The sequence below is a fragment of the uncultured Brachyspira sp. genome (assembly GCF_944393015.1).
Lineage (GTDB): Bacteria > Spirochaetota > Brachyspiria > Brachyspirales > Brachyspiraceae > Brachyspira.
In genome coordinates this window covers 87,010-109,785 of sequence record NZ_CALXYQ010000001.1, presented here as the reverse complement: position 1 = coordinate 109,785, position 22,776 = coordinate 87,010, and the positions used below count along the sequence as shown (strand labels likewise).

The 22,776-nt window shown below is 25.1% G+C and carries 23 protein-coding genes; 11 read left to right on the top strand and 12 right to left on the bottom strand.

Translation table 11 applies throughout. From position 1 onward, the window contains the following. Positions 1–21 precede the first annotated feature (21 nt). Together dhaL and dhaK are read right to left on the bottom strand one after the other, a co-directional pair. The gene (gene dhaL, locus Q0K19_RS00475; RefSeq protein WP_297244605.1) at positions 22–633 is read right to left on the bottom strand and encodes a dihydroxyacetone kinase subunit DhaL; all 612 of its coding nucleotides are present in this window, start codon (positions 631–633) and stop codon (positions 22–24) included. Between the two features lie 354 nt (positions 634–987). Further along, on the bottom strand, positions 988–1,983 hold the full coding sequence (dhaK, locus tag Q0K19_RS00470; protein ID WP_297244603.1) for a dihydroxyacetone kinase subunit DhaK: 996 nt from the start codon (positions 1,981–1,983) through the stop codon (positions 988–990). A gap of 280 nt (positions 1,984–2,263) precedes the next feature. Between dhaK and Q0K19_RS00465 the strand changes: the two genes are divergently transcribed. The 7 genes from Q0K19_RS00465 to Q0K19_RS00435 all read left to right on the top strand — a co-directional run bounded on the left by Q0K19_RS00465 (position 2,264) and on the right by Q0K19_RS00435 (position 9,245). Continuing rightward, positions 2,264–2,986, top strand: coding sequence for a HEAT repeat domain-containing protein (locus Q0K19_RS00465; RefSeq protein WP_297244601.1), 723 nt, complete (start codon positions 2,264–2,266; stop codon positions 2,984–2,986). A gap of 242 nt (positions 2,987–3,228) precedes the next feature. Continuing rightward, the gene (locus tag Q0K19_RS00460) at positions 3,229–4,227 is read left to right on the top strand and encodes an ABC transporter ATP-binding protein (protein WP_297244599.1); all 999 of its coding nucleotides are present in this window, start codon (positions 3,229–3,231) and stop codon (positions 4,225–4,227) included. A gap of 39 nt (positions 4,228–4,266) precedes the next feature. Further along, the gene (locus Q0K19_RS00455; protein ID WP_008732202.1) at positions 4,267–4,974 is read left to right on the top strand and encodes an ABC transporter permease; all 708 of its coding nucleotides are present in this window, start codon (positions 4,267–4,269) and stop codon (positions 4,972–4,974) included. 30 nt (positions 4,975–5,004) lie between these two features. Next, the gene (locus tag Q0K19_RS00450) at positions 5,005–5,580 is read left to right on the top strand and encodes an ankyrin repeat domain-containing protein (protein WP_297244587.1); all 576 of its coding nucleotides are present in this window, start codon (positions 5,005–5,007) and stop codon (positions 5,578–5,580) included. Between the two features lie 476 nt (positions 5,581–6,056). Further along, entirely contained in the window at positions 6,057–6,836 is a 780-nt protein-coding gene (locus Q0K19_RS00445; RefSeq protein ID WP_297244585.1) for an ankyrin repeat domain-containing protein, read from the top strand. A gap of 83 nt (positions 6,837–6,919) precedes the next feature. Further along, complete coding sequence (locus Q0K19_RS00440) at positions 6,920–8,509, top strand: hypothetical protein (RefSeq protein WP_297244583.1); 1,590 nt, start codon at positions 6,920–6,922, stop codon at positions 8,507–8,509. A gap of 160 nt (positions 8,510–8,669) precedes the next feature. Further along, on the top strand, positions 8,670–9,245 hold the full coding sequence (locus tag Q0K19_RS00435) for a hypothetical protein (protein WP_297244581.1): 576 nt from the start codon (positions 8,670–8,672) through the stop codon (positions 9,243–9,245). Here Q0K19_RS00435 and Q0K19_RS00430 read toward each other — a convergent pair. Next, complete coding sequence (locus Q0K19_RS00430) at positions 9,242–10,186, bottom strand: alpha/beta fold hydrolase (RefSeq protein WP_297244579.1); 945 nt, start codon at positions 10,184–10,186, stop codon at positions 9,242–9,244. The genes Q0K19_RS00435 and Q0K19_RS00430 overlap by 4 nt on opposite strands. Positions 10,187–10,350: 164 nt before the next feature. Between Q0K19_RS00430 and Q0K19_RS00425 the strand changes: the two genes are divergently transcribed. From Q0K19_RS00425 to Q0K19_RS00410, 4 genes are read left to right on the top strand one after another with little or no spacing between them, the layout of a single operon-like run. After that, positions 10,351–11,130, top strand: coding sequence for a hypothetical protein (locus Q0K19_RS00425; protein WP_297244577.1), 780 nt, complete (start codon positions 10,351–10,353; stop codon positions 11,128–11,130). 28 nt (positions 11,131–11,158) lie between these two features. Then, positions 11,159–11,929: a hypothetical protein gene (locus tag Q0K19_RS00420; protein WP_297244575.1), complete on the top strand. Its 771-nt coding sequence runs from the start codon at positions 11,159–11,161 to the stop codon at positions 11,927–11,929. 17 nt (positions 11,930–11,946) lie between these two features. Continuing rightward, positions 11,947–12,726: a hypothetical protein gene (locus tag Q0K19_RS00415; RefSeq protein ID WP_297244573.1), complete on the top strand. Its 780-nt coding sequence runs from the start codon at positions 11,947–11,949 to the stop codon at positions 12,724–12,726. A gap of 25 nt (positions 12,727–12,751) precedes the next feature. After that, positions 12,752–13,594, top strand: a complete 843-nt coding sequence (locus Q0K19_RS00410) for a hypothetical protein (RefSeq protein WP_297244571.1) — start codon at positions 12,752–12,754, stop codon at positions 13,592–13,594. 46 nt (positions 13,595–13,640) lie between these two features. Here Q0K19_RS00410 and Q0K19_RS00405 read toward each other — a convergent pair whose 3' ends face one another. The 9 genes from Q0K19_RS00405 to ispG form a co-directional block, all read right to left on the bottom strand. After that, the gene (locus Q0K19_RS00405) at positions 13,641–14,180 is read right to left on the bottom strand and encodes a Gx transporter family protein (protein WP_297244568.1); all 540 of its coding nucleotides are present in this window, start codon (positions 14,178–14,180) and stop codon (positions 13,641–13,643) included. 8 nt (positions 14,181–14,188) lie between these two features. After that, complete coding sequence (locus Q0K19_RS00400; protein WP_297244566.1) at positions 14,189–14,551, bottom strand: NusG domain II-containing protein; 363 nt, start codon at positions 14,549–14,551, stop codon at positions 14,189–14,191. 16 nt (positions 14,552–14,567) lie between these two features. Next, positions 14,568–15,653, bottom strand: coding sequence for a CdaR family protein (locus tag Q0K19_RS00395; protein ID WP_297244564.1), 1,086 nt, complete (start codon positions 15,651–15,653; stop codon positions 14,568–14,570). Next, the gene (gene cdaA / locus Q0K19_RS00390) at positions 15,650–16,432 is read right to left on the bottom strand and encodes a diadenylate cyclase CdaA (RefSeq protein WP_297244562.1); all 783 of its coding nucleotides are present in this window, start codon (positions 16,430–16,432) and stop codon (positions 15,650–15,652) included. Before cdaA ends, Q0K19_RS00395 begins: the two co-directional genes overlap by 4 nt. A 93-nt stretch (positions 16,433–16,525) precedes the next feature. After that, the gene (locus Q0K19_RS00385; RefSeq protein WP_297244559.1) at positions 16,526–17,593 is read right to left on the bottom strand and encodes a hypothetical protein; all 1,068 of its coding nucleotides are present in this window, start codon (positions 17,591–17,593) and stop codon (positions 16,526–16,528) included. Between the two features lie 177 nt (positions 17,594–17,770). After that, the gene (locus tag Q0K19_RS00380; protein ID WP_297244557.1) at positions 17,771–18,568 is read right to left on the bottom strand and encodes a hypothetical protein; all 798 of its coding nucleotides are present in this window, start codon (positions 18,566–18,568) and stop codon (positions 17,771–17,773) included. Positions 18,569–18,698: 130 nt separating this feature from the next. Next, positions 18,699–19,988 (bottom strand): hypothetical protein, encoded by a 1,290-nt coding sequence (locus Q0K19_RS00375; RefSeq protein WP_297244555.1) that lies wholly within the window; start codon positions 19,986–19,988, stop codon positions 18,699–18,701. Next, positions 19,978–21,327: a tetratricopeptide repeat protein gene (locus Q0K19_RS00370; protein ID WP_297244553.1), complete on the bottom strand. Its 1,350-nt coding sequence runs from the start codon at positions 21,325–21,327 to the stop codon at positions 19,978–19,980. The genes Q0K19_RS00375 and Q0K19_RS00370 overlap by 11 nt, the downstream gene beginning before the upstream one ends. 172 nt (positions 21,328–21,499) lie before the next feature. Beyond that, complete coding sequence (ispG, locus tag Q0K19_RS00365) at positions 21,500–22,567, bottom strand: flavodoxin-dependent (E)-4-hydroxy-3-methylbut-2-enyl-diphosphate synthase (protein WP_297244551.1); 1,068 nt, start codon at positions 22,565–22,567, stop codon at positions 21,500–21,502. Positions 22,568–22,776: the final 209 nt, after the last annotated feature.

Genomic DNA, 22,776 nt, shown 5'->3' with positions numbered 1-22,776 from the left:
AATTCCTTTTAATATAATTTTTTATAAAATATTTATTAATTCTTTTATCATCATAAATGAAGAAGTAGCTCCGGGATCTTGATGTCCTGCACTCCTTTCAGCTAAATAACTAGCTCTTCCTTTAGTAGCAACCATATCTATAGTTGATTTCATTCCATTTTCTGCTGATATTAATACTTTGTTTTTAAAATCTTCTATGCTTTCATTATTTTCTTTCATAGCATTTAATGCAGGAAATAATGTATCAAGCATAGTTTTTTCACCTTCTTTAGATTTTCCTAGTGCTGCTATGGCATTTGTTCCTTTATTAAAAATTTCTGTTATATCTTTTAATGTTAATTCTTCTTTATTGGCAGAAACTATGCTGGCATTAAGAAAGAATGTACCATACAAAGGTCCTGAAGCTCCGCCTACATTTTTTATAAGAAGAGTTGCTGTTTGTTTGAATATAGCTGATATTGCAGAATCATTATCTTTTAAAGCATCTCTAACGAAACCAAAACCTCTGCTTATATTTATTCCATGATCAGCATCTCCTATGTCAGCATCCAATTTAGTAAGATAATCTTTATTTTCATCATATACAAGAGATAGATTAATAAGCCATTCTTTTATTTTTGTATTATTACACATAAAATATCTCCTTTATGTTGTTATGCTTGCCTTGATTTAATAAATTAAGTTAAGTGCTTAGGCTCGCTTTTTTAATTTTCTAATTATAACAAAAAAATTATTTTTTATTATGCTAATAAAAATTGTTCGCTCGTTATGCATTTATTTGGAAAATATTTTTTAAGTAAACTTGCTATAAGCTAACAATTCTTATAACTAGCTTTATAATTAAATAAATTTAGTAAACTCTCACAATTTTTTATATATATCTAATATTTTTAATATAATAAACTTGTATTTATATATAACTAATGAAATTACCATAATTTTTTACAATCTCATTAGTTATATGAAATACTAAATTTATCTAATTAATTACATACCCCATCTTAAAGCTGCAGTATATACAGGATAATCCCAAAGTTTTAATATATCATCATTTACTTTCATTAAACTAATAGAAGCACCTGCCATATCTATAGAGGTAACATAATTACCTATTAAGTTTCTTACTATTTTTATTCCTTTTTTATCAGCTATTTTTATAACATCATTATATAATATATAAAGCTCCATTAAAGGAGTGGCACCCATACCATTAACCATACAAATTACTTCATCTCCATTTTTGTATGGTATATCAGAACATATAGCTTCCATCATTATTTCAGCTATTTCAGAAGATTTTTTTATATTTGTTCTTTCTCTTCCAGGTTCTCCATGTATTCCTATACCCATTTCTATTTCACTATCAGATATATCAAATGTAGGCTTTCCAACAGCAGGAACTGTGCATGAAGTTAGAGCCATACCCATAGAACGTGCATTTTCTTTACAGAAGTTAGCATATTCTAAAACTTTATCTATATTATCTCCTTTTTCAGCAGAAGCACCGCATATCTTTTCAAAAAATACAGTTGCTCCGACTCCTCTTCTTCCTGTAGTATATAAACTGTTTTTTACTGATACATCATCATCTATAATAATACTTCTTGCATCTATACCATCAGCTTTGCATAAATCTTCAGCCATTTGGAAATTCATAACATCGCCTGTGTAATTTTTTACTAGAAATAGTACACCTTTATCATTATTTATAGCTTTGGCAGCTTCTTCCATTTGATCCGGAGTAGGTGAGGTGAATATTTCTCCTGGACAAGCCGCGTCAAGCATACCATATCCAACAAATCCTGCATGCAATGGTTCATGCCCTGATCCTCCGCCCGAAACTAGGGATACTTTACTGTTTTTGCCGGCTCTTGTTACATATATAGGATCATAATTAACTTTTAATATATTAGAATATGCTTTTTCCATACCTTGAAGTTCTTCTAATATTATGTTATTTACATCATTAATTATTTTTTTCATAAGATAAGTACCCCCTTATTATTTTTTATTTTATAATATATTATGTTACTTATATATATTATAAAACACATACATCTTTTTGCAATAGATAAATAGATAATATAGAGAATTTATTTAATAATAATTAAAAAATTAATTATTAAAGAAGAAATTTTGTATTATATGAAAAATATAGTATTTTTATACATGATTATTTTTTTATAAATTTTTTAAATTCACTTGCAATTATTGAATAATAATAGTATTATTAGTGGAAGTTAATATATTAAGGGGTTGTATAATGCTCAAGAAAGTATTTATCGTAACATTAATGTTTGCATTTTCTTTATCATCTGTTTTTGCTCAAGATACTACAACAACTACTACTACAGATACAGGAACTACAGGCAATAAGCCAAGAGAACAATTAGCTCAAAATTTTGTGGATGCATTGGCTGCTCAAGATGAAAAACTTTTAATTTCAGCTATAGAAAGCGGCAGTCCTCAAGTTAAAGCTATGTGTTTTAAAGCTTTAAGTGAAAAAGGTGCTAGTTCTGAAAATTTATTGGCAGCAATTAACAGATATGTAAGCTATGGTTTAAATGCACCTTCTAGTCAGAATTCTGATTCTATGGTTCGTTATCAGGCTTTACAAGCTGCTAAAGCTGCTAAGTCAGAAACTTCTGTAGAATATATATCACAAATGTTATATTCTGAACAAGAAACATCTAACATTATAGCTGCTGCTCAGGCATTAGGTGAAATAGGAAGCAATAAAGGTGTAGCTGCTTTACTTTTCCAATTAAGATTGGCTAAAACTCAAGCTATAGTTTATGAAGTTGTTGTTGCTTTGGGTAAAATAGGCGATCAGGCTGCTTTAAGCGATTTGATAGATTTAGCTCAAAATGAAAGATATTTCGTTGTTGTTAGACAAGCTGCTGTTGATGCTATAAAAAATATTAAACCTTCATCAGATGGCGGAAACAACAATACTACAACTACTACTGATACTGCAGCTCAGTAATTTTAGTAAATAAGAACATTAATTTAATTTTGAATAAAAAAAGTCTGTCTAATTTAGGCAGACTTTTTTATTTATGTAATCATATCTAATTTGGTATAATACAATCTTTATATTATAATTTTTTATTACTGAAAAATTATTATTTTGCGATAATATAATAATTAACAAATATATTGATAAATTAGAGTTTTGCTGTATAATACAGCATTCTTTTATTGGAATAAATATTTAAAGGATTTTTAATGATAAAAGTTGATAATATAGTTAAATATTATGGAGAACATATAGCATTAAAAGGGGTATCCTATACTATAAATAAGGGAGAGATAGTAGGATTTTTAGGGCCGAATGGAGCTGGTAAAAGCACTATGATGCGTATAATTACAGGTTATCTTCCAGCTACAAGCGGATATGTTTATTTAGATGATTATGAAGTTTATGATAATCCTATAGAAATTAAAAAAAGAATAGGTTATATGCCTGAAAATGTTTCTCTATATACTGAAATGACAGTTATAGATTATCTTAGATTTTGTGCTAAACTTAAAGGCATACCAAGAAAACATATAAAAACTGCATTAGAAAATACTATAGAAATAACAGGACTTACAAAATACAGAAACAGAATAATAGGACATTTGTCAAAAGGTTATAAGCAGCGTACAGGAATAGCTCAGGCAATAATACATGATCCTGAAGTTTTAATATTAGATGAACCTACAAGCGGACTCGACCCTAATCAATTAATAGAGGTAAGGTCATTAATAAAAAGTTTGGGCGGAACAAGAACAGTTATACTTTCTACTCATATATTAAGCGAGGTTGAAGATACTTGTGAAAGAGCCTTAATCATAGACAGCGGAGAATTAATAGCTGAAGATACAATTGAAGGCTTGAAAATGGCTATGGATAGAGAAATATTAGGCGGTAATATAGAACTTAAAGTAGCCGGCAGATATAATGATGCTCTTTTATGCGTTAGGGAAGTTAATGGAGTTGTACAAGCTGAAGCTAATTCTTATGGCGATATTATTATCGAGTGTGAGAGAGGAAATGATTCAAGAGCGGCAATAGTTAAGCATTTAGTTAATAATAATTTTGATGTTTTAGAGATAAGAGCTAAAGAAAGATCATTAGAAGAAGTATTCATTTACTTTACTGATAAAAAGAAAAATGAAGATTTTGATAAGTCTAAATATATTAGAGATGCCGTTTTGAGTGCAGAAAATAATGAAGAATAAATATAAAATAAATAAACAATTAATAAGAGGTTAATATAAATGAGAAATATATATGTTGTATTTTCAAGAGAAATTCAATCTTTTTATGTATCGCCATTATATTATATATTGGGATTTATATATCTTGCTTTGACAGGATATTTTTTCACTATAGAAATTTATTATAGCAGATTGGCTGTTATGGAAAACACTATGTATAATATTGGATTTTTTACAATATTATTCCTTTCTATTCTTTGTATGAAGCTTATAGCAGAGGAAAGAGCTTCAGGAACTTTTGAACTTATAATGACAGCACCTATTACTTCACTTCAGTATGTTTTAGGTAAATATTTATCTGTATTGGTTGTATATGCTTCACTTCTTGTTATGACTTTTGTTTATCCTATACTTCTTATGGTATTTGGTAAGCCTGATATAGGAGTAATATTCAGCGGATATTTGGGATTATTCCTTTTAGGTACTGCTATACTCGGATTAGGACTTATAGCAACAAGCATATCTAAAAGTCAGTTAGTAGCTGCTATTTTGGGTGTATCTATGGGTATATTTGCCTATATAATAAATTGGCTTAGTGAAATGTTTACAGGTGCAAGCAAGATATTGAATGCTATTTCTATAACTACATACTTTTCCGATTTTACTAAAGGTATGATAGATATACAGAATGTTATATTCTTTTTAATTTGGGCTGTTGCCTGCATATCAATATCTACTATGTTTGTAGAATCTTATAAATGGCAATAATTTTGATTTTATTAAAAGGGCTTTATCAAAATGTCTGATATAGTTGAGTATGTAAAAAACAATGATATAGAGAATGTTAAGAAATGTTTAGAGTCTGATAATACTTTGTCAGATGCCAGAGATGAAGAATCTAAATTTACATTACTTATGATTTGTGCTAAGAAAGGTTATTTTGATATAGCCAAACTTTTAGTAGAAGAAGGTGCTAATTTAAATGCAAGAAGCAGAACAGGGATAACAGCTTTAATGTTTGCCTGTGCAGAGAAGCAAGTAAAAATAGCTGAGTATTTAATAGATAGCGGTGCTGATGTCAATTTAAGAGATAAGCCTTTATTTTCTGCTTTGCTTTATGCATGTCTTACAAAAGAATATGATATTATAAAGGCATTAGTTGAAGCTGGTGCTGATGTTAATGTTAAAAATTTTAAGCTTGTAACGCCTTTAATGTTTTCTGCTGGTATAAACGATATAGAAACAATGAGATTATTAATAGAAAATGGGGCAGATATAGAGCATAAAAATAAAGACGGAGAAAGAGCTTTAGAATTTGCCATTCGTAAAGAGCAGAAAGAAGCAGCAGATTATTTAAAAACCGTTTCTAAATAATTGAAATTTATTTAGAAAAATACAAATAATAGAAATAATTATATTTTCTAATATCAAAGAAAAAGTAAATATTATATTCCCAAAATACACTTGATTATCTTTATCTATAAATGTATTTAAATTTGTTCCATAAGTATTTATTTTATATAAAAGATTAATGAGAAAGTAAGCACTAATTAATATGTTGATGGATACAAATGAAATTATATGAACTCTATCCATTAGTTTTTTGTCTATATGAAATAATTTCATCAAAAAAATATTTATTATTTTTATGAAATAATATAGAACAATAAAGAATAATAAAATTACCAAACTTTGTGCTATTAGTATGGGGCTAAACATTATTATTTCAAATATAGCTGTATTCATATTTTTGTTATACCTTGTATGTGTATTTTGTCAATTATAAAATGTTTAACATAATTCTATATAATCCGTTATATATATTTGTAAATTTATAATTGGATATTATTATGAAAAGATATTTGATTTTAATATTTATTATATTTAATAGTTTTTTATATTCAGAGTATGTAAGCAGTGCTAATAAATATGATATTAATAGAGAAGAAGATAAAATTTTTATATATGCTCAGCAGAATAATTATAAAGGAGTAAAGGAATCATTAGATAATGGAATCGATCCTAATGTACTAGACAGCGATAAAATATCTCCTTTGATGATTGCTTCCTTTAATGGATTTAAGGATATAGTTGATTTACTTATAAAAAATAATGCTGATGTAAATATAGTGAATAATTTCGGATATAGTGCTCTTATGGCTTCCGCTGCTGGTGGACATTATGATATTTTTAATATTTTATTGGAGAATGGTGCTAATATTAAGCAGCTTAATAATGATGGTAATAATGTATTGATAGAGGCTTGTTTCTCTAAAAATACAGATATAGTGAAAAAAATATTAGAGCTTGACACTATTGATATTAATCATAGAAATAATATGGGATATACAGCATTAATACAGGCTGTTATAAATGGTTATAAAGATGTTGTTAATATTTTGTTGTATAATAATGCTGATATTAATATTTCAAGTAATGAAGGTAAAACTGCATTGATGTTTGCAATTATTAGAGAAAATATTGATATAGTTGATATTTTACTTAAATATAATCCAAATATAGATTTTGAAGATAATGATTCAAATACTGCTTTAGATTATGCTTATAATACTGGTAATGAAAAAATTATTAATATGATTAAAGAATATTACGAGAATAATAAGATTTAAAAAAATACGATCAAGTTATCATATTTATTTTTTTTTATGAAATGCAATCCGATAAATAATCTACTTAATATCGGGATTTTTGCATGGAAGAAGAGCATAATTTTATAAAAACTGAAGAAAATTATGAACCTGAAACAGAAAAATCTTCTTCAAATGGTGTTATGTTAACAATTATATTCCTTATTTTATTAATTGCTGGAATATGCTATTGGATATATAACTCAAATACTTATTCAAGAAGTTATTCATATAAAAATAATATACAGACTAATACACAATTAAGTAATAAAAATGATATTCTAAATAGAAATAATATAAAGAAAAATTTAGATTATTTACTAGAAATAAAATATAAAGAATATATAGCCCCTCATGTTAATAGTTTTAATTCAATCATAGATAACAGCGGATTATTAAATGTAGATACTAGAACTATAGCTATTATATTTGCTGGTACTGTATTTACTATTATTGCTTCTATGTTTTTATTTAGGGGTAATAATTCTGAAAGATTAGAAAATGCAGATTCGGATGTGCGTTTCTTTGATAAGGATAATGAAGATAGCGGGAATGATAAGGAAGCTAAAAAAGATGAAAGTGTCAATAAATTGGATACATCCGGAATTATTAATTTTTTAGATGATGATAAAAAAATTATCGATACAAATAATGACGGAGATAAACTTGTATTAAAGAATAATTATTATAAATACAATAAAAATGCAGATAATGTATATTGGAATGTTATAAAGAAAAATAAAAATGATGAGAATTTAAATATAAATGAATTATCTCTTATGGCTTTAAGAGAGGTTGAAAATGGAAATGATGATAATGCTATAAATATTTATACAAAAATATTGAGTTTCGATGATGATAATATAGCAGTGTTAAAAAGCAGGGCATTGCTATTCAATAAAAAATATGAGGAAACTTCAGAAGATAAATATTTTGATGCTGCTTTAAAAGACTATAATAAAATAATAGATATAAACAGTTTTAATGGATATAGTAATACTGATACTTTGAAAGATAGATCAGTTCTTTATACAAAAAAATATCATTATACAGCTAATGAGAATTATTTTAATTTAGCTTTGAATGATTATAACAAAGTAGTCAATGATAATAATGATAAAGATGATTTAAGTACATTGCTTATATATTCAGACCTTTATAATGAGAAATATAAAAATACTAGAGATAAAAAATATTTCAAAATGTCTTTAGATAATTATAATAAAGCACTTGCTATAGATGATAATAATACTTCTATATATATAAATAGAGGATGGCTATATTTAACAGATTATAAAATTTGTAATGATATAGAAAGTTTGGATAATGCTGAAAAGGATATAAAGCATGGTCTTAATTTAGAAAAGGATAATTTTTATCTTTTGAATAACAGCGGTATAACATCTCTTTATAAATACAAATTAGAAAAACAAGTAAAAGATTTAAAAGAATCTGAATATAGTTTTTTGAAATCTATTAAAAATAATAAATCAAATTCTGTTTTGGCTGAAAGTTATTATTATTTATCATTGGTTTATGATGAATATGCAAAACTTACAACTATTACAGCAGAGAAGATGAAAGAGTATACAGAAAAAAGCAAACATTATTTTGAAGAATCAAGAAAATTGGGATATTCTGCAGTATCCAAATAAATTCATAACTTATTGATATTTCTATAATAAAATTGTATTTAATTATAGAAAAATATGTCTAAATTATTAAAAACTATTATATAAATTTGATTTTTAGAATTATTTTTACTATAATAAATAATATATGATATTTATTATAGTTTTATATAAGGGTTTGTATATGAAAAATATTATAATGTTTTTTGTATTAATCATTTTTGCCATATCAGTTAATTTATATGCTTATAATCATGAAGAAATAGCTGAAGATATATTTAATTCTCTTGGAATGGAAGAATGGTATTATGAGTTTACATACACTGAAGACGGAGAAACTTATTATTTTGAAGATATATTACAAATATATAGTTATGTTTTATCGGATCCTAACATGACTAGAAATGATTATGAATCTATGTCGCAGATTTTAAATGAGTTAATGAATTATATAACTTCTCAATATACAACAGATCAATTTCGTAAAGAACCTTATTCTACATATTTGATGACTTTTACATTGATGGTGGTTTATTTAGAGGTTAGGGTAAATATTGTTAATAATTATAATAATACAAAGGATATAGTAAATTTTCTTATGTTTGATTATGCTACTATAGTACAGAGTATTCCTAATACTTGGAGAAATAATAGATTTTGCAGTCATGTTGATAAACAATTGAATATTATTTTTGCTAATTATGCACAATATGGAAGTTTAAAATCTATAGACTTTGAATTTTGGAATGTAGAAAATTAAATTCCGCTTACTCTGCTGCATATACCTTCTACTATAATATTGTAATCTTTTGTATTTTCTATATTAAGAAGATGTCCTGCATTTTCTACTATAAATAAATCTTTATCCGGAGCTATTATGTTTCTATAGTATTCTTTTACTACAACAGTTGGTACCTGCCAATCATTAGCACCGCATATAAAAAACATAGGTATATTAAAGTTTGTGAATTTGCTTGTATCATAATCAATTAGGTAGTATATAATGTTTTGATTTAAAATTAATGAATTAGGATTAAACATATCTTTAAATGAATATATAGGACTTTGCTTAATGATTTTATTTAGTTTGTCATTGCCTTCATAATATCCAGCTAATTTATATTTTACCTGTATTTCTCTGAAATTTTTAAATATTTCAAATACATTATTTTTATTGATGATAAAAGGATAATTTTTTAATTTTTCTATTTTTTTAATATATTTTTGATTATTGCTTTTTTGCACAATATTATAACAGTAGTCAAATCCAGTTTTTTCGCCTATTTTGAAATTTACAACCTGTCCCATACCAATATAGGCAGAAATTAAATTAGGAAATTTTTTTATGAACTCAATTCCTAAAACACTTCCCCATGAATGACCAAGCAAAATAATGTATTTAGAATTATATTTTAGTTTAACATAATTAATTGTTTCTTTTAAATCTATGAGCAATTTTTCTATAGTTATATCTTTATCTTTTGATTTATTTTTTGTTTGAGTTTTTCCTGTACCCCTTTGATCATAGTATACTAAATTGTAATTTTGAGTTTTTGAATGCATTTTATATAAAAAATATGCTTCGCTTTCTCCGGGTCCGCCATGCAGAAATAGTAAAGTTGTATTTGATTTTTTTGGGTAATGTATAAAATATTGTTCTATACCATTTATATTTATATATTCTTCAAAAAATATGTCCATAATTTATTATCTTTTTATTTATAAATGTTAATTAATTTTATTATATAAAAAATATCCATTATTACAATGATAAAAATTACTAATTAATTTACTAATAATACCGTTTGATTAATATTATAATATGTGTTATTATAAAAATTAGAATTTAAAAATTAAGGGTTACAATGAAACTATGTAAAATATTAGCGGTGTTATTTGTTCTTTCTTATTCGGTATTTGCGAAAAGCGGATTAGAGTTGGGTGTTTTTGTTCCTTTAGGTTTCAATATAGGTATTCATTATTATGACAAAGCTCCTTCAGGATTGAATAATCAGCAGGCAGCTTCATATAACAAATATGTTACAAATAATACTAGAACTTCCCATATTGGGTTTGATGCGGGGGCTTTATTTCAGGCAGGGTACAGATTAGAATTAAATAAAGAAATTAGTTTTAGTTTTATGGGAGAGCTTGGATACAGCAGAGATACTTTTAATTACAGATTAAAAGATAGTAATACAGAATCTCAGGCACTTAAATTGCAGAATTATCGTTATTATATTTTTGACAGTCTTGTTATTGGTATTTTGCCTAAAGTTAATTATAAAAGATTTTCTTTCGGTATTGGCGTAGGAATGAAAATATTTCTATCCGGTACTATTAATAATTCAAGTTATAATCCAACATTGGGTTATACAACTGAAACAATAAAGATGATTGATACAAAGAATTATAAAGATTATTTTACTTCAAATGTAATGGGGTATTTGAAATTAACTTTAGATTATTCAGTATATACATCTAATAAATTTGATATAGTTGTAGGGGCATATATTGATTATGATTTTGGTTTGAGATATCAAGTGAAAGGATCAAAATATGAAACTATTGATACTCCTATAGAAAATATATCAAGTGTAGATTTAGGTATACAAGTAGGTACTAAGATAATACCTATGAATTAAGAATGTTGAAATTAATAAAGAGAAAATTATGAAAAAATTATTTAATATATTTATAATAATGTTTTTAAGCTGCTTTACTCTTTTTGCTAAAAGCGGTCTTGAAATAGGCATATTTGTTCCATTAGGGTTAAGTATTGGAATAAATCAATATAGTTTAACTAATAAAAATCCCACTGAGCAGCAGAAAAATGATTTAAAATCAGCAATAAAGCAGTCGGATAGAAAATCAGGTGTAGGGTTTGATGCGGGTTTTTTAGTTCATATAGGGTATAGATTCGATATAAATAAAGATTTTAGTATCAGTGTTTTAGGTGAATTAGGATATAATCATGATGAATTTTCATATTATAGAATAAGCACAGATAAGAAAAATGAAAATGTTTATGATTATACATTTGAAAGTATGTCATTTGGTATATATCCTAAATTTAATTGGAAGAAATTTTCATTTGGTTTGAATGTTGGAATTAAAGTACCGCTGTTTGCCAGAGCTATGTCAGCTTCTATCAATTATGATACTAAAAATATGAATAGAAATATAGAAGATTTTAATGCATTTCAGATAAAAAATTTATTTGAAGTTCCTATAATACCATATCTTAGATTTTCTGTAGATTATGAAATTTATAGTGATAAGAAATTCGGACTTGTATTGGGCGGTTATATAGGCGGTGATTTCGGTATGTCTTTTAAAAATGCTATGTTAAATAATCAAAGCATAGCTAAAATAACAAGACAAACTATATCTAGTTTTGATATAGGTTTTCAAGTTGGTGTAAAAATACTGCCTTATAATTAATATAATAAGGAAATAATATGATGAGAAAATTATTTTTATTTTGTTTGTTTTTATTATCTTTATTTATATTGAGTTGTAATAACAATGCATTAAAGCCTGATGATTATAGTAAAGAATCTATAAATAAAAAATATCCATATTGGCAGGTTAGTGTTTCCAGATTTCAGATATCTCAAAATGAAAAAACTTATACTACTATAACTGTAGAAGAGAAGCGTTATATATTAAGAGGAATGGCTCTTTTAAGAATTGTTGTCAATTCAGAGGAATTTCCAGGTGCTGTAAAATCCAAAAAAGATGAATTAATTTCAGGAGTAAGTGATTCATATAATGGAAAAACTTTAAATGTTGGAGACAAATATGATCCTGACAGAGTAACTGAAATAATACGTACAGTAAAATATGATTTTATATATGAAAAAACAAGTGCTAATCAGGCAGGAGGAGTTGGAACTGTAGGTAACTCTAGATATTTACGTTATGGTATTCAGCCTGAAGATCAAATATTTATAGGAGATTGGGTTGGTTTTGTAAATGCTAATTGGCTGCCTTGGTCATATAATAACATAGGCAACTTTGCTCCTTTAATGTTTCATGAACATATGCATAATATTGGTTTCGGACATCCTGGTGCTTATGTTCTTGATGATATAGTAAGACAGCTTGGTTATAGAATATTATCTGGGGATTTGAAAGATAAATATGCCAGACAGTTAGATGAGTTAACTGCCTATTACTATACTGAATATAAAAATTTGTTGTTAGAAGATACTATTTTTGATCCTAGTTTAAAATAATAAATAGTTGAAAGCGGAGTTGATTATGTTAAAAAAATTATTTTTATTTTGGTTGTTTTTATTGTCTTTATTTGCATTAAGCTGTAATAATAATGCATTAAAGCCAGATGTTTATAGTAAAGAATCTATTGATAAAAAATATCCTTATTGGCAGGTTGGTATAGAAAATTTCGAGATAGATAGCCGTCTAAATAAACGTACTGTTATTACAGTAGATGAAAAAAAATATATATTAGTATGTATGGCTCTTATGATATTGGCTGTTAATACTGATGAGTTTGCTGAACGTGTAAAGGCATCAGAAGGTTCATTAAAATCTTCTGTTGGAGATTCTTATGACGGACATACTTTACAATATGGAGAACAATATAATGCTCAAAAATTAATAGATAGCGTACGCTCGCTTAAATATAATTTCACATATAGAAAAATGAATGTTGCTGCCGGTACTGGTACAGGTGAGCAAGGTAAATCAAGATATCTTAGATATGGACTTCAAAATGAAAATGATATACCTACAGGCAAGTTGATAGGATTAAGCTCAGGTAATTGGGGAAGTTTAGATGATGTTTTATTTGGAGATTATTTTACTTATATGCAAAGTCAAACTTATGCCAATGTAGCAGGCTTAATGTTTCATGAACATATGCATAATATAGGTTTTAATCATTTTGGAGATTATAATGTTCCTGCGGCTCTTCAGGGTGTAGTAACTCAAATTATAAATGAAATGTTATGGAAGCCTATTGAGGGTCCAGCCTTAAAAAAGAAATATTCAAAACAGCTTGATGAACTTATAGCTTATTATCTTACAGAGTATAAGCATCTATTAAATGAAGATACTGTCTTTGATCCTAGTTCAAAATAATAAAGTTAATAATTATAATATTAAAATATACAAAAGGCTTTGATAATTATTTTTGATTATTGAAGCTTTTTTTATAATTATCTGAGCATAATATCATTGTTATAATGCCTACTATGCTTCCTGTTATTAGTGATAATATAAATACAGGCACTATTAAAAATCTTATATCCGGCAATTTAAATAAATATTTAGACAAAAAAGCCTGAGATAAGTTACTTATTAAAGCACCGGCTAAACTTACACCGAATACAGAAAAAGTATTTTTAAAATAGCTCATTAATTTCATCACTATTATTGATGTTATACCTCCGCATAGTCCTAAATAAAAAGGAGGTGTTAATATATAAGCAAATGCCAAAGCAACAGAAACATTTTTGATAAATATAAGAAGCAGTAATTCTTTGAAAGTGAATACATCTACAACCATTAATACAATAACAAATGAAAATCCTATTCTGAAATATGGTATAGGTCTTGGGAACATATTTTCAACTGCTGCAATAAATGATGATAAAAAAGCAAAAAATATTATATCATATATTCTTCTTTTGCCTGTATGAGATTTTATATTTTCTAAAAATAACATAAATATTCCTATTGAACTACAGAATCAATTTCTATATCGTTCTCCATATTTTTTTCAAATCTTATAGATATACCATTAGGCATGCATATTATAGGTGAATTTTTTAGTGCACCTGCCTTGATGCATAGTTTATCTCTGCAAGGGGAACTTTCAAACATAATTTGCTGATTGCTTATAAGTATTTTTGATTCACCTAGTAAACCATTAACTGTAATTTCTCTGTCGGTATTTAAATCATATCTGAAAGATTTATCATAAGTATCTATTATTATTTTACTGCTTTTATTTGAAATTAAGTTCTTAGCATAAAAAAATGAGAAAACAATTATGAATAAAAATATTAATACATCACCATATTTTAATCTTTTCATTATTTACTTATTAACCTTATTCGTTAGTTAAAGTATTTTCATTTGTTAAACTATTTTCGTTAGTAATTGTTTCGTTATTTATATTTTCTTTATTTTTTATATTGTTATTACTGTTTGTTATACTATTATCGGTTATATCTTTTTCTATTATTTCAATATCTAAGAATGAAGGCTCTATTTGTATAAGTCTTGTATGAGCTGGTATTTTAGCTTCTACAGATACATTTGAGTATATACCAACATTAGTGATTTCTTCCAAATCTATATACAATTTTATATCATCAGCCGATAAATTGGCAAGCATTATTTTATTAGCTTCTAAAACTATTTTATTTATTACAAGCGGATTATTATCATTAATTTTGAAATTTCCATTTAAATTATCTATATTAATTGCAAGATCATTGAATTCCGCTCTATCAAGATTTTTATTAAATATAATATTTACATTTACTCTTGAAACATCTGATTTTATATTTCTAGGTAAATGTATTCTTGATATTGATGAATAATCCATATATTTATCTGTTATATCTACATTAAAAGTTTTAATTTCATTTATAGATGATATTAAAGTTTTAGGTCCGGATATTATAGTATTAGAAGGGTTTATTGTTATTTTATCAATAGTAAGTCCATAAGCTGCCATTCCTATAGTAGGTACTTTTATAGGAACAGTTTTATATGATAATTCATCTAATATTATAGGTATTTCACTTGGGTTTACAGTAATATTCATTTTAGAATAATCTATGTCTCCAGCCAAATTAACACTATACATATTACTTCCTATAGCGGCATTAGTAAGGTCTATATAAGCACTAAATTCTGTAGGAAGTTCATAAATATTATCTTTAAATCCTTTTAATGTTATAGTAATATTTTCAGGAACATCATTTGCAATCAATAATCTTGAAGGAATATTTTTTATATTTATTTTTGTAACATAGTCTTTAGTATATTCTTTTTGGTATCTAACGAATAGGAATAATAAAAATGACATAAGCAGACATAATAATTTAATTGCTAATCTATTCGTTAAACGAGATAACGCTTTTTTAAAACTAAATTTACTTAAATCTGATGTTGTTTTGCTGCTCATTTTTTTATCTCTAAAAGTTCTCCAAGTCTTTTATCTAATTCTTCTCTATTTAAATTATATTCTAATATACCATTATGAACAATCGATACACATTGAGTTTCTTCTGAAACTACAACTACCACTGCATCAGTTTGTTCTGAAATACCAAGTGCCGCTCTATGTCTAGTTCCTAATCTTCTGTTTTTTATTTGAGGCTCTATTTCTGTAAGAGGCAGATATGCACTTGCTGCTGCTATTCTGTTTTCCATTATTATTGCAGCACCGTCATGAATAGGGTTGTTCTTAAAAAATATAGATTCAACGAGTTCTATTGATATATCAGCATTAAGTTTTACAGCCCTATCAACTAAAGAATGCAGAGATATATTTCTTTGAAATACTATTAAAGCACCGAATCCTTTATATGATAAATTGAATGTGGCACTCAATATTTTTTGAATTTGATCTTCATCATATCTGAATGACTTCTTTAAGAATGCTTTTCCGCCTAATATTCTTAAAGCATGCTTTATTTCCGCTTGGAATATCACTACTATGGCTATAAGTCCCACTTGGAAGAATTGATCAAATATCCAAGATAATGTAGAAAGTCCGAATACTTTTGCTATTAGGGTTATAAAAAATAATATTATAAAACCTATTGCTATGCTGTAGGCTCTTGTATTATACATGAGCATGTATATAATATAAAATAATACAGCAACTAATACTATATCAAGACCATAAAAGAAATATCGCCAGTTTGAAGTTGATATAAAATTATTTATTACATAAAGCATTGCTAATCCATTATATCATAAATATATAATTTGTAAATATTTGGCATTCAATTATTTTTTATTATTAGTTTATTATATTTAATAGTATAATATCTAATTATAAAATAAATAACTGTAAAAACTATCAGGTTTTATATATGGCTTTAATTCATTTATTTTTATATTGATGAAACTATATTCTAGTTTTTCTTTTCCTAAAAAGAAATGAATGGTTACAGCAGCATCAGTATTGAAGTATATTTCAGCGTAATTAAGAGAGGTTATATATTCATCAAAATATTCTCCGAAATTATCATTATCATAATTGGGATTTTGTTCTTTTATTTTATTTTTTAAAAAAGTTCGGAAATCTTTAGTATCATATACCAAATTTCCTAAATAATTATTAATTTTTACTAGTGAATTTATACTAAGTATGGTTACATAAGATTGATAAACTATTCCAGATTCTCCATAGTATCCGTCAGAATAGTTCATTATAGAAAATATTTTATCATCGAAATAATCTGAAAGTGTAGAAAATTCTGTATAGCTTAAATTATTTGTTGTATTATTAGTTTTAAGGTTTTCATTAAGATTATTATTCATATCAGAGATTAATTGATTTAATGTGATATTTGTTAGGCTGCCTTTATGTACTGCTAAATATTTATCTTCTATATATATTCCTCCTATAGAGCCTGAATTTTCTTTATACTCTTTTTCTATATATATTTCATAAATAGAGTGTACAAATTTTATAGATTTTATAATGCATTCTGATGATTTATCTTTATTTCTCCATTTGCCATTTAAATTAAAATATATTTCGCTTTTTGAATTAATAATATCGTATAATTGATTTTCATGAAAATTGAAGGCAAAAATTTCATTATTAGGGGTTTTTATAGTCATACTTTTTTCATCAATATTTCCTTCCAATTTTATAGGAATATTTATGCTGTCATATTTATAATGCCCTTTTATACTGCTGATTTTACCATCTATAATAGAATCAGGATTTTTAATTTTTATATGCATAGTGATAGGTGAGTTGTCTATAATTCCATTAATTGTAAGAAGAAGGTATTTATCTATAGAAGAGTTTGTATAAGTATTTGGATATATATTGAAAACTATTATAAAAAATAATATTATGATTGATATATAGATTCTTTTCATAATAAATACCTTTAATTATTAAAATTTCATATTATTGTTAAATAAAATTCGGTTTTTATGTTTATAAATTTACTTTGTTATATATAAAAAATAATAAAAAACCTGCCTCATAACTTAAAATATAAGACAGGCTTTTTAATAATATTGATTGTTTTAATTTAAATTGTTAATGTCAAATTAATTAAAAGCTTTAGGTCCGAATCTGAATCCAAGCTGTAGACCTATATCATAAGTAATGAATAATGATTCTGTATAAGCAGAAAAATCATCATTTTTAGTTCCAGATAAATATGTTTGTACTCCGCCTACAAAATCAACACCTGTATATAAACCTATATTCATAGCTATTTTATCAGTAAAGAATATAGAATAATCAAAAGTTAATTTAGCATATCCTCCTATTACATTTACCATTTTTGGAGTTTTACCTTCTTCTTTATATAAATCTTTTCCATCAATAATTACAGACTGACTTACTGCCATAGGAACTATAATACCTCCGCCTATACCTATAGAAAATGCATTAATATTGAATTTAGGTAATATACCGATTTTTAAATTATGTGTATATGTAGATATTTTTGCTTCATCGTAACCAGTTCTAGGTTGTATAGGTGAACCTTCATCAGATTTATCTAATTTGTATGTGCCATAAAGACTGTCAAAACTATATCCTATTTCTCCTAAAAGGCTTATACCAAAATTATTGACAACCTGCCACATATATCCTACTTGAGCAGATACTCCGACATCAAATCCTAATCTGTCAGGAGTTTTGAAAGTTGCACGTTTATAGTCTTTTCCGCTTCCATTTACTTTTGGGAATGTATTTACAATATCGTATGTTGGAAATAAATTTATTCCCATTCCTACTGGTACATTGAGTATGAACTCGAAACCGCTTTCAGCAAATGCTGATGTGCTTAATGCTGCTGCTAATACAGCTGTGAAAATAATTTTTTTTAAGTGTTTCATAAAAAACCTCTTATTAATTTTTTTATTTATAACAATTAAAGATTTTTCTTTAATAAGTTATGCTTGGTTAATATAAACTATATTTTATTAATTGCATTTGAAGTATGCATTTTTTTAAATACTTCAAAAATTATTTTAAAATTTTTTTGAAGAAATTGTATCCTGAAATTAATTCTATATTTCGTTTGTAATGCTTTTTTGAGGATTTATGATAAAGTTTATTGAAATTGTATAATTCTATATAGCCTATAATCACTTGTTTATGATCATTTTTAATTATTGTTTCATAAATTATATCTTCATCTTTTTTAGTTAGTTTTATAGCTTCATATTCTTTATTATCATCAGCATTTATTTTTTTTAATTCTTCTATATTTCTTTTAAATAATAAAAAATCATCATTAGAAATTCTATCTGTAAAATATAAAAAATTTAAAATTTTATCATTAAAAAAGTTATTATAATATTCTATATATCTATTATATTTTATTTGGTATTCGATTAATTCCTTATGTAATTGAATATACTCTTCCCAATATGAATTGTTTTGATAATCTTCATAAGAAAGTACTTCAAATATTTTTGTGAGATTTTTTTTATAGAATGTTTCTTTATTTTCTAATTTGAATCCAAAATAATTATATTCTTTTTTTTCTTTCTGATTTTTTTTGAATGATTTATAAAGTTTTCTGTATGATTTTAAAAGCTCATTATATTCTTTTTCTGTGATTTTACCCTGCTTGAAATTATCGAAAATAAAAAATGGTATAAAGTACAATTTATAATCATAATATATCATTTTATTATTATCTTTTGATTTGTAATTTTGAATATTATTGTAAAAGCATTTTATTTTAGCATTTATAATATTATAATAATTATTATCTTTGCTGTATAAAATATTTTTTAATTTACTCATTTCAAGTTCAAAATATTCTACTATCATATCAAATAATTCTATTTCTTCTAATGAATAGAAATAACCTTCTTTACCTTTTTCTTTAATTTTTAATTGATATGCTGGTAATATTAATTCTCTGTACTGTCTTTGTTTGATTCTGTCTTTTATTCTTTTTATATATTCTTCGCTATCTATTTTATTATCATATAAAATATTATAATATTCTATAAAAGCATCGCGGCTTAAAAAATATATATTAGATTTATTTATAATATTATTAATTTCATTTTTATATATATACTGAACTTTTTTAGAGCTGTCATAATCAAATATATTATCATCATTTACTAATATTTTTCTTATCTTGTAATCTTTTTCAATATTTTTTTCTCTGCCGGATACGCTTTCAATCAAATAAATATTTTTTTTATTATTGATAATATCTTTCAAAGATGAAATATTCTTTTTTGAATCCTTATAATTGAATTCTATATTTTTTTTATTTATATCAAATGCCATATTCTGTAACATCCGTTGTTATTTTTTCTATTCTTTTATAATATTTATTTTCTTTTTCAATATTATTCTTGGCCTTATTGAGATAATATAATGCCTCTTCTTTTAATTCATAATTCAAAAAAGAAATATCATATAATTCATATAAAGCAATGCCTTTAAGATATAAATACCAAAAATCATTTTTTTCTTTTAAAGATTCGATATATTCTAAAGCTTCATTGCATAAATTTTCTGTAACTTGAAAATCATTTTCATATTTATAAATATCAGATAATCTTAAAGTATTAATTATTAAATTTATATTAATATTATTGTTAATTTTATGTTTACATATAATTTTATAATATTTTGTTTTGGCATAATTTTTATTGTTTTTATCCACTTTAGAAAATATTTTTAAAGCTTCTTTATAGTGTTTTTTATTTAATTTTAATTTGGCACTATTGTAATAGCCTTCAGAAAAATCATCAATATCTTCATCTACTTCAATATCTAAAAATATTTTTTCATCTCTATTTAAATTGTAATTGCACCAAGCTATATAATGATCGCATTTTATTATATCCAAAGGAGAATCAATATTATTTCTTACAAATATTTTCTGGGCTTTTCTGAAATCTTTCAAAGCTTCTTCGTAGTTTTTTAATGTATAATATAGTTTTGCTCTGTTATAATAGTTCTCTGCTAGTCTTGAATTAATGCTTATTGATTTATTAAAATCTTCCAATTCTTCATCATATATTTTAAGATTGTATTTTAAAAATCCCCTAAGATTATATGCTTCATAATCATTATCATTATTTTTTATAAAGAAGTTATAATTTTCTATTATGTCTATATAATCGTATTTTACTTTTTCTCTGTTAAAATATTTCATATATTTTTTTATTTGAGAAGAAGTTTTTAATATGAGTTTATTTTTATCATAATAGGATAGGGGATTTTTTATGAAATTTTTTATATGCTTTTTTATGATGAAATTATTAGAGGCATTTTTTAAATAATATAAATCATTATTAATTAATTGTTCTAATTGTTTTGAATATCCATTGTCTTTATAGTGCTCTAATAATTTTTTACTTGCTTTGTATCTATAGCAATATGCTAGCAGATAATGTTTATTATATTCTATAGCTTTTGAAGAATATTTGATTGACAGTTTTAATTTTTCTTCATTATTTTCTAACTGCATTAAATATGCAAATAAAAGATATAATTTATAATATTTCAAATCTTCATTTACTATATTTTTAATAAGTTTTTCAGATAAAAAGTATAGTTTATTTTTGTATGCTTCATTTATATTGAATATTATATCTTTAATATTTTTTGTATACATTTTTCTAATACTTTATTATATGAAGATTATTAAAGTAAAAGTAACATAAATTTATAATTTTTTCAATAAAAATATATTGTTATTAAAAGATATTTGATACATTTTAATTCTGTATTATTAATATAGAAAAACATATTTTACTAATTTAATAATATAATTTAATATATAAGTTTTAAAACTCTTCTATTTTTTTTGTAAGGAAATTTATAATATTATCTTTGGCTACTTTTATAGGTTCATTTTCCTTTTCAAAGAATATAAAATTTCCGTCACCTGTTCCAGCTACTCCGAAATCAGCATGCCTTGCTTCACCAGGGCCATTAACAACACAGCCCATAATAGCTATAGTGATATTCTTTTTTATATTCTGTACATGTTTTTCTATGAAGCTTGCCACCTCTTCAACATTCACCTGACATCTTCCGCATGTAGGACATGATATTATTTCTATGGAAGGTTCATTTCTTATGCCTAAAAATTTAAGAAGCATTTTACCTGCCATTACTTCTTCTACAGGATCTCCTGTTATAGAATATCTTATAGTATCGCCAATACCCTGCATTATTAAATATGATAAAGCACTTGTACTTTTTATAAGTGAGCTTCTTAAAGTACCTGCTTCTGTTACTCCCAAATGTATAGGATAATCGAATTTTTCTCTAAATAATGTATTAGCTTTTATTGTAGTTTTTATGTCTGAAGATTTTAAAGAAACTTTTATATTTGTGAAATCTAAATCTTCCATTAATTTTATATGATCAGCTGCACTTTTCACCATGTTTTCAGGAGTTACTTCTTTATATATGCTTCTGTCTAAACTTCCGCCATTTACTCCAACCCTTATTGTAAGGTTTCTCTCTTTTGCTTCTTTTATAACTTCTTTTACTTTTTCTTTATCTTTTATATTACCCGGATTAAGTCTTAAAGAATCAATACCGCTTTTCATACTTTCTAATGCTAATCTATAATCAAAATGTATATCAGCAATTAAAGGAACTCTAGTTTGTTTTTTTATTTCTTTAATGGCTTTTGCAGCATCCATATCCAAAACAGCAAGCCTTACTATATCAACTCCGGCATCTTCAAGCGATTTTATTTGATTAACAGTTTCTTTTATATTTCTAGTATCTGTATTTGTCATAGACTGAATGCTTATAGGGTTATTTCCGCCTATCAAAACATTTCCTATTTTTACAGTTTTTACTTTTTTTCTTATATCATTAATATTATCTATATTCATTCTGTTTCCTTAATAATTGCTTTTTAAATTGTATGATTTATAGTATCATTTTAAAATATTTTTGCAAATATATTTTAAAAGTTTATATTATATTTTTTTATGATGTATGTAATTATATTGTAATTTATAAAATATAGTTTACAATTATTAATATATATTAGCTGTTAAGTATAATATCTATAATAATTATCTTAAGGAGAAGAAAAAAT

Excerpts from the sequence above, each read along its gene's own strand:
- dhaL (WP_297244605.1), bottom strand. The coding sequence starts at position 633 with ATGTGTAATAATACAAAAATAAAAGAATGGCTTATTAATCTATCTCTT.
- dhaK (WP_297244603.1), bottom strand. The coding sequence starts at position 1,983 with ATGAAAAAAATAATTAATGATGTAAATAACATAATATTAGAAGAACTT.
- Q0K19_RS00465 (WP_297244601.1), top strand. The coding sequence starts at position 2,264 with ATGCTCAAGAAAGTATTTATCGTAACATTAATGTTTGCATTTTCTTTA.
- Q0K19_RS00460 (WP_297244599.1), top strand. The coding sequence starts at position 3,229 with ATGATAAAAGTTGATAATATAGTTAAATATTATGGAGAACATATAGCA.
- Q0K19_RS00455 (WP_008732202.1), top strand. The coding sequence starts at position 4,267 with ATGAGAAATATATATGTTGTATTTTCAAGAGAAATTCAATCTTTTTAT.
- Q0K19_RS00450 (WP_297244587.1), top strand. The coding sequence starts at position 5,005 with ATGTCTGATATAGTTGAGTATGTAAAAAACAATGATATAGAGAATGTT.
- Q0K19_RS00445 (WP_297244585.1), top strand. The coding sequence starts at position 6,057 with ATGAAAAGATATTTGATTTTAATATTTATTATATTTAATAGTTTTTTA.
- Q0K19_RS00440 (WP_297244583.1), top strand. The coding sequence starts at position 6,920 with ATGGAAGAAGAGCATAATTTTATAAAAACTGAAGAAAATTATGAACCT.
- Q0K19_RS00435 (WP_297244581.1), top strand. The coding sequence starts at position 8,670 with ATGAAAAATATTATAATGTTTTTTGTATTAATCATTTTTGCCATATCA.
- Q0K19_RS00430 (WP_297244579.1), bottom strand. The coding sequence starts at position 10,186 with ATGGACATATTTTTTGAAGAATATATAAATATAAATGGTATAGAACAA.
- Q0K19_RS00425 (WP_297244577.1), top strand. The coding sequence starts at position 10,351 with ATGAAACTATGTAAAATATTAGCGGTGTTATTTGTTCTTTCTTATTCG.
- Q0K19_RS00420 (WP_297244575.1), top strand. The coding sequence starts at position 11,159 with ATGAAAAAATTATTTAATATATTTATAATAATGTTTTTAAGCTGCTTT.
- Q0K19_RS00415 (WP_297244573.1), top strand. The coding sequence starts at position 11,947 with ATGATGAGAAAATTATTTTTATTTTGTTTGTTTTTATTATCTTTATTT.
- Q0K19_RS00410 (WP_297244571.1), top strand. The coding sequence starts at position 12,752 with ATGTTAAAAAAATTATTTTTATTTTGGTTGTTTTTATTGTCTTTATTT.
- Q0K19_RS00405 (WP_297244568.1), bottom strand. The coding sequence starts at position 14,180 with ATGTTATTTTTAGAAAATATAAAATCTCATACAGGCAAAAGAAGAATA.
- Q0K19_RS00400 (WP_297244566.1), bottom strand. The coding sequence starts at position 14,551 with ATGAAAAGATTAAAATATGGTGATGTATTAATATTTTTATTCATAATT.
- Q0K19_RS00395 (WP_297244564.1), bottom strand. The coding sequence starts at position 15,653 with ATGAGCAGCAAAACAACATCAGATTTAAGTAAATTTAGTTTTAAAAAA.
- cdaA (WP_297244562.1), bottom strand. The coding sequence starts at position 16,432 with ATGCTTTATGTAATAAATAATTTTATATCAACTTCAAACTGGCGATAT.
- Q0K19_RS00385 (WP_297244559.1), bottom strand. The coding sequence starts at position 17,593 with ATGAAAAGAATCTATATATCAATCATAATATTATTTTTTATAATAGTT.
- Q0K19_RS00380 (WP_297244557.1), bottom strand. The coding sequence starts at position 18,568 with ATGAAACACTTAAAAAAAATTATTTTCACAGCTGTATTAGCAGCAGCA.
- Q0K19_RS00375 (WP_297244555.1), bottom strand. The coding sequence starts at position 19,988 with ATGGCATTTGATATAAATAAAAAAAATATAGAATTCAATTATAAGGAT.
- Q0K19_RS00370 (WP_297244553.1), bottom strand. The coding sequence starts at position 21,327 with ATGTATACAAAAAATATTAAAGATATAATATTCAATATAAATGAAGCA.
- ispG (WP_297244551.1), bottom strand. The coding sequence starts at position 22,567 with ATGAATATAGATAATATTAATGATATAAGAAAAAAAGTAAAAACTGTA.